The sequence below is a fragment of the Amycolatopsis sp. WGS_07 genome (genome assembly GCF_045278895.1).
In the GTDB taxonomy this organism is placed as follows: domain Bacteria; phylum Actinomycetota; class Actinomycetes; order Mycobacteriales; family Pseudonocardiaceae; genus Amycolatopsis.
The window spans coordinates 1,412,905-1,423,615 of the sequence record NZ_CP136053.1 but is presented as its reverse complement, the minus strand read 5'-3'; the positions used below and the strand labels follow the sequence as shown (position 1 = coordinate 1,423,615).

The window sequence follows — 10,711 nt, the reverse complement described above, 5'->3', positions numbered from 1 at the left end:
AGCCCCTCAGCTGCCGAGCGATCAGCCCTTGCGCCGGGTCAGGAACCGCACGATCAGCAGCACCAGGCACAGCGCCCCCACGCCACTGGCGATAATCCGGTAAGTCTCGTCCATCCCGGTTAGCTGGCCGATCACGTTGGTAGCCGCTCCGGCGAGAAAGAACAGCCACAGCAAGGTGGTTACGGCGGGCGTGCGGCTTCGGGAAGTCTCCATGCCGGAAACCGTAGGGAGCGGACTGCGGCTCAACCATGCCGTAAACCCCCGAGTCGAGGTGGTGCCTGCGCTACCTCGTGAGTGGCAATCCCGGTTAGAACCGGGATTGCCATTCACGACCGCAGGTAGGCCAGCACCGCCAGCACCCGCCGATGTCCGCTGTCCTCCGGCAAGCCCAGCTTCGCGAAGATGTTGCGGATGTGCTTGAGCACCGTCCCGTCGCTCACCACCAGCAGTTCCGCGATCGTGGCGTTGTTGTAGCCCTCCGCCATCAACCCGAGCACCTCGCGTTCGCGCGCGGTGAGGGCGTCGAGCGGGTCGCGGCGGTGCGCCAGCATCTGGGTCACCACCTCGGGGTCCATCGCCGTGCCGCCTTCGACGACCCGCTGCAGCGAGTCGAGGAACTTCGCGACCTTGCCGACGCGTTCCTTGAGCAGGTAGCCGACCGCGCCCTTGCCGTCCGCGAGCAGCTCGGCCGCGTAGCCGGTTTCCACGTGCGCGGACAGCACCAGCACCGGCAGCCCGGGATGCAACTGTCGCGCTTGGACGGCCGCACGCAGGCCCTCGTCGGTGTGCGTCGGGGGCAGCCGGACGTCGGTGATCACCGCGTCCGGCCGGTCCTCGCGGACGAACGCGAGGAACTCGTCGGTGTTGTCGAAGGCCGCGGCGACCTCGATGCCCGAGGTGTCCAGCAGCAGGACGAGACCCTCCCGCAGCAGGGCGTCGTCCTCGACGATCACGACCCGCATGGCAACTCCACTTCCAGAACAGTCGGTCCACCGGGCGGGCTCGTGAGCGTGACCGTCCCGTCGAAAGCCTCGGCGCGTTTGCGGATCCCGGCCAGCCCGCTGCCCTGTGCTTCGTCCGCGCCGCCGCGCCCGTCGTCGCGGATGGCGATCCGCAGGGTGTCGACGGTGCCGTCGAGCACAATCGACGCCTGCTCGGCCCCGGAATGCTTGGTCACGTTCGCCAGTGTTTCGGCGACGATGAAGTACACCGCCGCCTCGACCGCGGCTGGCCGGCGCGCGCTGCTGCGAACGTCCACAGTGCACGGAACCGCGCACCGGTCGGCGAGCGCGGTGATCGCGCCGTCGAGGCCGCGGTCGGTCAGCAGCGGCGGGTGGATGCTCCGCACGACAGTGCGCAGTTCGGCCAGTGCCTCGGTCGCCGCGTCCTGCGCCTTGCCGAGCAATTCCCTTGCCTTGTCCGGATTCCGCTCGAAAAGCTGGTCGGCGACGCCGAGTTGCAGCACCACCGCGGACAGTCGCGCCTGCGTGCCGTCGTGCAGATCACGTTCGAGCCGGCGCAGTTCGGCACCGTGCGCCTCCAGCGCGGCAGCCCGGGTCGCGGTCAGTTCGATGACCCGGTCGGTGAGTCCAGCGCCCGGTCGCGGGCCGAGAAGCGCCCGCGTCACCAGGGCTTGCCAGCGGGCCAGCGGCGCGGCCCAGAACGTGAGCGCGACCATGACGACGCCGCTGAACACGCAGAGCGCGGCGAGCGGCCACGAGTCCACGACGAACGCCAGCGAACTGGGGATTCCGCCGGGCACGAGCCACCAGAACATCCCGGTGAGGATCTGGCGCAGCCCGCCGAGCGGCAGGCTGAACGCGAGCACGCCGATGATGAAGCCGAACACGGCGTGCAACGCCAGCCACGCGAGGTCCCGCAGGCTGGCTGGGTCGCGGATCGGCGAAACATCGGCGTACGGCTCCGCGATCGGCTCGCCGAGCCTGCGGGCGGCGCGGCGGCGTTCGAAGCGCAGCGGGTAGCGGATCAGTTTCAGCGCGACCGGAAGCGCCGGGATCCCGACACCGATCAAGCAGGTGACGAGCACGATGCCCATCGCGAAAAAGAGCAGCATCGCGAGGAACGACGTCGCGGCTCCGACCAGCAGATAGCGGAGGCCGGACCACCACGAACGCAGCCGGTTTTTCACTCGCACAGTTTCCCATCAGCACCGCGCGCATCGGCATGGTGGTGCCTGCGCTACCCCCAAGACTCCTGTGCTCGGGATCGTTTCCGCCCACCCGCCGCCATAGCTTCGGGAGCGACAGAGAATCCGCCGGGGGCCGAGGAGCGACACGAAGATGAACACAGGCGGCGCGAACGCCTTGAAGCTGGAAGCGGTACGCAAGATCTACGGTTCCGGCGACGGCGCGGTCACCGCGCTGGACGGGGTGTCGGCCGAGATCCGGCGGGGCTCCTTCACCGCGGTCATGGGACCGTCCGGATCCGGCAAGAGCACCTTCCTGCACTGCGCGGCCGGACTGGACCGGCCGAGTTCGGGCCGCGTCCTGCTCGGCGACACCGAACTCAGCCGGCTGCGGGAGAAATCGCTCACCGAATTGCGCCGGACCCGGATCGGGTTCGTTTTCCAGGCCTACAACCTGCTGCCGTCGCTGAACGTGCTGCAGAACATCACGCTGCCGATGCGGCTGGCCGGCGAGAAACCGGACCCGCGCTGGCTGCGCGAGATCGTCGACGGCGTCGGCATCGCGAAGCGGCTGGAGCATCGCCCGGCGGAACTGTCCGGCGGTCAGCAGCAGCGCGTCGCCATCGCCCGCGCGCTGATCACCCGGCCCGAGGTCGTCCTCGCCGACGAACCGACCGGTGCGCTCGACACTCGCACCGCGCGTCAGGTGCTCGACCTGTTGCGCGCCGTGGTCGACCAGATGGGCCAGACCGTGTTGATGGTCACGCACGACCCAGTCGCCGCGTCCGCCGCGCACGGCGTGCTGTTCCTCGCCGACGGCAAGCTCGCCGGCCACCTCCCGCACCCGACCCCGGAACGGGTCGCGGAGCGGATGACGCACCTCGGGGAGTGGTGACGACGATGTGGTCATTGGCTTGGCAGACGACGAAAACCCGGCTGAGCGGGTTCGTCGGCGCGTTCATCGCGATCCTCTGCGGCACCGCGCTCGTCGCGGGCTGCGGCATCCTCATGGAATCCGGGCTGCGCGCCGGAGTCCCGACCCAGCGCTACGCCGCGGCGCCGGTAGTGGTCGGCGGCGTGCAGACCACGAAACCGCCGGGCGCGGACTTCGGCGAGTCCGAGCAGGTCACCGAACAGACGACGGTGCCGGAGACGCTGGTCAGCCGGATCGCCGAGGTGCCAGGGGTGCGCCGAGCGGTGCCGGAACAGAACTTCCCGGCGAACGTCGTGACGCCCAGCGGCCAGGTGCTCACCGGACCGAACGGCACGCAATCGCGGGGACACAACTGGGACGCCGCCGCACTGGCCCCGTTCTCACTGCGCGAAGGCCACGCTCCCGCCGCGGCGAACGAGGTCGTTCTCGACGCGGAGCTGGCGGCCCGCGGCGGAGTCAAGGTCGGCAGCACAGTACGGGTCTCGACCCGCTCCACCCCGATGGACTTCCGCGTCACCGGCATCGCCGCGCCCGAATCCGGCAACGGCCTGTCGCGGCAATCGGCATTGTTCTTCTCCGCCGAACGCGCCGCTGAGCTGTCCGGAAAACCCGGCCAGGTGCACGCGATCGGCGTGCTGGCCAATCCCGGAGTGTCCACGGACGACCTGGAAAGCCGCATCAGCGCGGCGGTCAGCGGGGAACGGGTCACGGTCACGACCGGCGTCGGGCGCAGTACCGTCGAATTCCTCGACGTGAGCCAAACCCGGATGCTGCTGCTCGCGCTTGCGGGCTCCTTCGGCGGATTCGCGATCCTGGTGGCGATCTTCGTCGTGTCGAGCACGCTGGCCTTGGTGATCAACCAGCGCCGCCGGGAGTTCGCGCTGCTGCGGGCGATCGCGGCCACCCCGAAGCAAATCCGCAAGCTGATCAGCGCCGAGACCATGCTGGTCGCGGTCACGGCCGGAGTGCTCGGCGCCGGACTGGGCGTGGCTGTCGGCTACGGATTGCGCAACGCGTTCGCCGGGATCGGCGTCATCCCGCCGGACTTCGACCTCGCGATCGGCCCGCTTCCGCTCGTCGTCGCGTTCCTGCTCGGCTTGGGCGCGGCACGAGTGGCCGCGTGGTCGGCGGCACGGCGTCCGTCGTCGATCCGCCCGATCGAAGCGCTCGGCGAGGCAGCTGTCGAACGTCGTGAACTCGGCCGGACCCGCGTGCTCATCGGCTGGCTGCTGGTGGTGCTCGGCTTCGGCGGCTCGACGGTCCCGATGTACGTGACCGGCGACGGCGCGCTCGCCGCCTCGTCGATGTCCGCGCTGGTGGTCGTGATCGGACTCTCGGTGCTCGGACCGAAGGTGGTCGCCTTCATGACCCGGCTCATCGCCCCGGTGTACTCCGGCGTCTCCCGGATCAGCGGCTACCTCGCCGCCGCGAACAACCAGGCCAACGCCCGGCGGCTCGCGTCCGCGGTGACACCGGTGATGCTGGCGGTCGCGTTCGCGATCTCGATGTTCTACAGCCAGACGTCGTCCGCCGCCGCGAAACAGGAACAAGCGGTCCGCTCGACCACCGCGGACCACGTGCTGACGAGCACCACCGGCGCGCTGTCCCCGGAAGTCGCCGCGGCCGCACGGCAGATCCCCGGCGTCGCGGCGGCAACGTCGGTGATCCGCACCGACGTGGTCACCACCGTCCCGGAGGAACGCCGGTTGCGCGTCATGAAGTACCCAGCACAGGGCTTGAACGGCGACCAGGTGCGCGGTGTCCTCGACCTCGGCGTGGTGTCCGGAAACCTAGCCGATCTGCGCGGCGACACCGTCGCGATGAGCAAGGGCGAAGCTGACTGGTACGACAAGAAAGTCGGCGACGAGGTCGACTTCTGGTTCGCCGACGGCCGCCCGGCCAAGGTAAAACTGGTCGCGGTCTACACGCACAACCAGGCGTTTGGCGAGTACGTACTACCCGCCGACCTTGCCCGCGCCCACACCGGCGACCGGATGGACAATTCCGTTCTGGTGCGCCAAGACCCGAACGCGGACCCCGCCGCGGTGACCGCAGCCCTGCGCGACCTCAGCGCCCGCTACCCAGGCCTCACCGTGGTGCCCGGCTCCACCGTGACCGCCGCCGACAATGCCTCCAGCCAGCAGCAGTTCTACCTGAACCTGGTCGCAGTCGGCGTAATCCTCGGCTACGTGGTGATCTCGGTGGCCAACACCCTGGTGATGAGCACCGCGCAACGATCCCGAGAATTCGCCCTGCTCCGGCTGATCGGCACCACCCGCGGCCAAGTCGTCCGAATGATGCGGCTGGAAGCCTTGACGACTGCCGGAGTAGCAGCCCTGCTCGGCACCGTGGTAGCGGCGATCCCGTTGGTACTGCTGAACCTCGCGCTGCGCAGCACCCCGCTGCCATCCGGAACGCCCGCCGTATTCGGCGGAATCATCGCCGGCGCGTTCCTGCTCAGCCTGGTCTCGCTCGGACTGTCCACTCGGGTGACCCTGCGCGCCAAGCCCATCGACGCCATCGGCCTTCGCGAATAGCCCCTCGCACTGCGGGCGGTGCTCCATGTCCGTGAAGGACTCCTTGAGGGAATCAGATTCCCTCAAGGAGTCCTTCACGGACATCTGTTGGGGCGGAGCTGGCCCGCCAAGCCACACCCCGTCCCACTGATCGGGACCAGCCGCCACAATCCGGTCCCGGCGGCCGAACGGAGCAACCTCCAGGCAAAACGCCGACACGCCGTTAGCATTCCGTGACCAACCCCCGACCCCCTGTATCGGCGGCGTCAGTTTCTACCTCAGTCATCGGATTAATCGGGCACACTCACTCATTCGGGTTAACAACTTCGCTATCTTGGACGCCGTGGTGCACACAAAGTCACGTTCCGCGCAGCGGACGAGCGTTCGGCTGGGTGCCGTGGCGGTAGCTACGGTCCTCGGAGCCGGGGCCGCCGGTGCCTACGTCGGCGTGCACCGGACCGCGGAGGCTGAGACGGCCAAGCCGGTGCCGAACGTGGCTGTCGCGCGGGGTGTCGGCGGCAACGCGGGCAACGCCAGCGGCACGATCAACGGCGGCGCTGGCGGCAAGACGCAGGCCCCCGCGTTGCCCGACCATCCCACCCCGTTCAGCGTCAAACTGTCCTCAAAGGACATTCCGGAGAAGGGCGGCGGCGTCCGCACCGGCGGCTGCAGCGGGTCGCTCATCGCCCCGGAGTGGATCGTCACCGCGGGCCACTGCTTCCACGACCTCGACGGCACGCGCGTCAGCGGCAAACCCGACTACACGATGACCGCCGCGATCGGGAAGCTCACTGATTCCGATCCGCGCGGGCACGTGCTGAAGATCGTGGACACGCGCCAGTCCGCGCTCAACGACCTCGCGCTCGCCAAGCTGTCCGAGCCGGTCACCGACATCGAACCGCTCGCGCTGCCGGACGGCCCGCCGGATCCGGGGCAGCACACGACCTTCGTCGGCTGGGGTTCGCTGTCCTCGAAGGTCATCGTGCAGACCGACCACATCAAGCGCGGCGATTTCCAGGTCGACGAGGTGCGCAAGAACGAGATCACCCTGGAACCGCTGAAGAAGCGGACCGTCGAGAACAGCCCGTGCCCGGACGACTCGGGCTCGCCGTTCTTCGTGCCGGTGAAGGGAAAGAACACGCTCATCGCGGTCGAGAACTTCGGTCCGGACTGTCCCTCGCCCGGCATTGAAACCGCGGCCCGGGTGGACCAGCTGGTGTCGTGGATCAAGGGCCAGATCGGCGGATAAGCCGTCACCGAGGCAGCAACGCCGCCAATTCCCGCGCAGCAGCACGCAAAGCAGGCACAAACGCCTCAAGCTGCGCGACTGTCAGCCGATAAGCCGGTGCCGCAGTAGACAACGCGGCGATCGCGGTCCCGTCGGGCGTCCTGATCGGAACGCCGACCGCCCGGATGCCTTCCTCGTGCTCCTCGTCGGCGATCGCGAACCCTCGTGAGCGCACCGCCGCGATCTCCGCCGCGAACGCCTCCCGCTCGGTGATCGTGCGCGGCCCCAGCGCGGGCAGCTCCAGCGAAGCGACCAACTCGTCCCGGTTCGGCGCGAAGGCGACCAGGCATTTGCCCATCGACGTGCAGTGCAACGGCCCGCGCGCACCCGGTTCGCCGCGGATCTGCAGCCGCTGCGAACCCTGTACCGAGTGCACGTAGACCTGGTCGTGCCCGTCCAGCACGGCCAGCAGCGTCGGCTCGCCGGTCTCCGCGGACAGCTTCTGCATCACCGGCAGCGCGACGCCGGCGAACCCGCGCGCCTGCGACACCGACTGGCCCAGCTCGAACAGCCGCAGCCCCAGCGAATACCGCTTCGACACCGGGTCATTGCGCGCGAATCCCTCGCTCTGCAAGGAACTGAGCAACCGATGCGTCGTGCTCACCGGATACCCGGCGGCGCGCGCCAGCTCGGACAGCGGCACGCCTTCGGGGTAGCCGCCGAGCAGGGACAGCACCCGTAACGCCTTGCCGACCATGTCCGCCATCGGACCCCCTTGACGTCCAGCGCGCGGCGACGCACACTGCCTCTCACCGCATTGCGGAATAGCTTTCCATATGACGGAAAGCGCGTCAAGGGCTTGAGTCAGCGGCGACAGGAGTACCGGATGAACACCGTCGAGCAGGCGGGCGCGCTCGGGAGGCAGCGCTGGCTGCGGCTGATCCCGATCGTCTTCGTCACCTACAGCCTCGCCTACCTCGACCGGTCGAACTTCTCGATCGCGACCGCGGGCGGCATGGCCGAGGAACTGAACCTCACGAGCACGACGTCCGGGCTGATCGCCGCTTCGTTCTTCCTCGGGTACTTCCTGCTGCAGGTCCCCGGCGTGCTCTACGCCGACCGCCGCAGCGTGCGCAGCCTGATCTTCTGGTCGGTGCTCGCGTGGGGCGTCCTCGCGACCGCGCAGGGCCTACTCAGCTCGGTGCCGGTGCTGATCGTGGTCCGGTTCCTGCTCGGCGCGGTGGAAGCGGCGGTGCTGCCCGCGCTCGTGGTCCTGCTCGCGCGGTGGTTCACCAAGGCCGAACGCGGGCGTGCCAACGCTTTCCTGATCCTCGGCAACCCGGTCACGGTGATGTGGCTGTCGGCGGTGTCGGGATACCTGATCGAGGCGACGTCCTGGCGCGGCATGTTCATCATCGAGGGAGTCCCGGCGCTGATCTGGGCTTTCGTGTTCCGCGCGCAGGTCCGCGACCGGCCCGCCGACACGCCGTGGCTCGACCCGACCGGCCGCGATGCTGTCGAGCGCGCGATCGCCGCGGAACAGGCGCAGCTGCCGGAACCGGCCGACCGTCCGGTGCGGGAAGCGTTGCGGTCCAAGGCGGTTCTGCTGCTGTCCGCGCAGTATCTGTTGTGGAGCATCGGGGTTTACGGCTTCGTGTTCTGGCTGCCGTCGATCGTCAAGGCGGGTTCGTCAGCCGGGATCGGCGCGACCGGCCTGCTGTCGGCGATTCCGTACGCGTTCGCCGTGGTGGCGATGCTGATCAACTCGCGCGGCTCGGACCGGTCCGGCGTGCGGCGTCGGTACGTGTGGCCGTGGCTGCTCGGCGGCGCGGTCGCGTTCTACGGTTCGTATCTGCTGGGAAAGCAGCATTTCTGGTGGGCGTTCGTGCTGCTGGCGATCGCCGCGGTGGCGTTGTACGCGCCGTACGGTCCGTTTTTCGCGATGATTTCCGAGCTGCTGCCGCAGCGGACCGCCAGCGTGGCGGTCGCGGTGGTCAACGCCGCCGGCGCGCTCGGCGGGTTCCTCGGGACCTACCTGGTCGGCTGGCTCGAATCCGCGACCGGCGGCACGGCTGCCGCGTTCTTGATGCTGGCGGGGACAATGGCCGCAGCCGCGGTGCTGGTGCTCGCGGTTCCGGTGAAGACGAAGGAAAGGCGAGCATGACCGCGCGTGTACTGGTGCCCTGGTCCGACATTTCCGTTCCGGCCGAACTGAACGCGGTCGTGTGGGACGGCCGCGGCACCCCGCCGGACGGCCTCGACGACGTCGAGTTCTACGTCCTGCCCTACGACCAGGGCCCGGCCGCGGCGAAGCTCATCCCGCAGCTGCCGTCGCTGCGCGTGGTGCAGACGCTGTCCGCCGGTTACGACAACCTGCTGCCGCTCGTCCCGTCCGGCGTTCAGCTGGCGAACGGCCGGAGCCTGCACGACCTCAGCGTCGCCGAGCACGCGCTCGCGCTGATCCTTGCCGCGCAACGGTATTTCCCGCGCTGGTTCGCGCAGCAGCGCACTGGTTCGTGGGAGCGGGAGCACACGCGTTCGCTCGCCGACTGCCGGGTCCTGCTGGTCGGCTACGGTTCGATCGGCCGCGCCATCGAGCGGTACCTGGAGGCCGGCGAGGCCGAGGTCGTCCGGGTCGCCAGCACGGCCCGCTCCGGGGTGCACGGCATCGCCGAACTGCCGGATCTCCTGCCGACCGCGGACATCGTGGTGCTGGTCCTGCCCGACACTCCGCAGACCCAGGGCCTCTTCGGCACCTCGGAACTGGCCTTGCTGCCGGATTCGGCGCTGGTCGTGAACGTCGGCCGCGGCACCGCGATCGACACCGCCGCGCTCACCGCCGAGGTGTCCGCTGGCCGCCTGCGCGCGGCGCTCGACGTCGTGGACCCGGAACCCCTGCCCGCCGACCATCCACTGTGGACGCTCGACGGCGCGATCATCACCCCGCACATCGCCGGCGGCTCGGACTCGTTCTACCCGCGCGCGAAGCGGCTGGCCGAGCGCCAGCTCGCGCACTACGCGAAGGGCGAGCCGCTGGAGAACCTGGTCAACTGAGCACCGCCGCGATGGCGGGCCGGTAAGCCGCGACCTGGTCCGGAGCCCAGTGCCCGGCCAGGTCGTGCGTGACGATCCGGTAGACCAGCGCGCGGATCAGCATCTGCCGCCATTCCGGCAGCCGTGCCCAGCGGTCGACGAGGCCGGGAGCCGCCTGGTACCAGCACAACGCGTCGGCGACAGCCACCGCGGCGGCCCACGACGGGGGACGCCAGTAGACCGCCCAGTCGATCACCGCGGGCGGCTGTCCCGGTGCGAACAGGACGTTGCCGGGAAGATCACCGTGCACGACCTGCGCGGGAAGATCCACTGAACGCCGCGCGGCGAGCAACGGCTCGAGCAGCGCCTGGGCGCTCGGCGAGACCTCCGGCGGCAATTCCTCCCAGGCGACGCGATCGCCGACCGCCCAGGGATCGCGCCGGAGATCGAGAAACCCCGGGCGAGGCAGCCGCGCGACGGCCTGGTGAAACGCGATCCCGGCGCGAATGGCGTCGTCCGGGCGTCCGGTGTCCACGTGTCCGGGCACCACCTGGCTGGCTTCCCATCCGGCGTCTGCGGCACCAGCGATCCAGTCCCCGTCGAGAGTCCGAACCGGACGCGCGATCCGGAACTCGGCGGACTCCGGCACCGCCGCGAGCGCCTCCTGCCGCCATCGCGTTTCCGGAGCGAACTCCACCGGTTTCACCACGACGTCGCCGACGCGCCAGCTCCCGCCCTTCCCGCCGTCCAGCCGGACCGGGGCACCGTCGCATCCGAACGAGGCCAGCACGTCCGCCGGAGGTGGCGCGATCAACGGAGAGACCTTTCTTCAGCGGCATTCCAGCGTATTCCCG

Annotated in this window: 10 protein-coding genes; 5 read left to right on the top strand and 5 right to left on the bottom strand. The window is 69.5% G+C overall.

Annotated elements, in window-relative coordinates; genetic code table 11:
• Positions 1-21 precede the first annotated feature (21 nt).
• From RPX00_RS06510 to RPX00_RS06500, 3 genes are all read right to left on the bottom strand, one after another.
• Positions 22-213 (bottom strand): hypothetical protein, encoded by a 192-nt coding sequence (locus tag RPX00_RS06510; RefSeq protein ID WP_406638408.1) that lies wholly within the window; start codon positions 211-213, stop codon positions 22-24.
• 113 nt (positions 214-326) lie between these two features.
• Positions 327-962, bottom strand: a complete 636-nt coding sequence (locus RPX00_RS06505; protein WP_406638406.1) for a response regulator — start codon at positions 960-962, stop codon at positions 327-329.
• On the bottom strand, positions 950-2,149 hold the full coding sequence (locus RPX00_RS06500; RefSeq protein WP_406638404.1) for a sensor histidine kinase: 1,200 nt from the start codon (positions 2,147-2,149) through the stop codon (positions 950-952). Before RPX00_RS06500 ends, RPX00_RS06505 begins: the two co-directional genes overlap by 13 nt.
• Positions 2,150-2,300: 151 nt before the next feature.
• Here RPX00_RS06500 and RPX00_RS06495 point away from each other — a divergent pair, with 151 nt between their 5' ends.
• From RPX00_RS06495 to RPX00_RS06485, 3 genes are all read left to right on the top strand, one after another.
• Positions 2,301-3,041 carry an ABC transporter ATP-binding protein gene (locus RPX00_RS06495; RefSeq protein ID WP_406638402.1) on the top strand — a complete coding sequence of 247 codons (741 nt, stop codon included), beginning with the start codon at positions 2,301-2,303 and terminating at the stop codon, positions 3,039-3,041.
• Between the two features lie 5 nt (positions 3,042-3,046).
• Positions 3,047-5,617 (top strand): FtsX-like permease family protein, encoded by a 2,571-nt coding sequence (locus RPX00_RS06490; RefSeq protein ID WP_406642799.1) that lies wholly within the window; start codon positions 3,047-3,049, stop codon positions 5,615-5,617.
• Between the two features lie 376 nt (positions 5,618-5,993).
• Positions 5,994-6,845, top strand: a complete 852-nt coding sequence (locus tag RPX00_RS06485) for a S1 family peptidase (protein WP_406638400.1) — start codon at positions 5,994-5,996, stop codon at positions 6,843-6,845.
• Between the two features lie 4 nt (positions 6,846-6,849).
• Here RPX00_RS06485 and RPX00_RS06480 read toward each other — a convergent pair whose 3' ends face one another.
• The gene (locus RPX00_RS06480; RefSeq protein ID WP_406638398.1) at positions 6,850-7,590 is read right to left on the bottom strand and encodes an IclR family transcriptional regulator; all 741 of its coding nucleotides are present in this window, start codon (positions 7,588-7,590) and stop codon (positions 6,850-6,852) included.
• 120 nt (positions 7,591-7,710) lie between these two features.
• On the opposite strand from RPX00_RS06480, the gene RPX00_RS06475 reads away from it, so the two are divergent.
• The gene (locus RPX00_RS06475) at positions 7,711-8,988 is read left to right on the top strand and encodes an MFS transporter (protein WP_406638396.1); all 1,278 of its coding nucleotides are present in this window, start codon (positions 7,711-7,713) and stop codon (positions 8,986-8,988) included.
• A complete protein-coding gene (locus RPX00_RS06470; RefSeq protein WP_406638394.1) occupies positions 8,985-9,878 on the top strand; it encodes a 2-hydroxyacid dehydrogenase in 894 nt (297 codons plus the stop codon). The genes RPX00_RS06475 and RPX00_RS06470 overlap by 4 nt, the downstream gene beginning before the upstream one ends.
• Here the strand turns inward: RPX00_RS06470 and RPX00_RS06465 are convergent.
• Positions 9,871-10,671, bottom strand: coding sequence for a TIGR02569 family protein (locus tag RPX00_RS06465; protein ID WP_406638392.1), 801 nt, complete (start codon positions 10,669-10,671; stop codon positions 9,871-9,873). The two genes, RPX00_RS06470 and RPX00_RS06465, sit on opposite strands and share 8 nt — an antisense overlap.
• Positions 10,672-10,711: the final 40 nt, after the last annotated feature.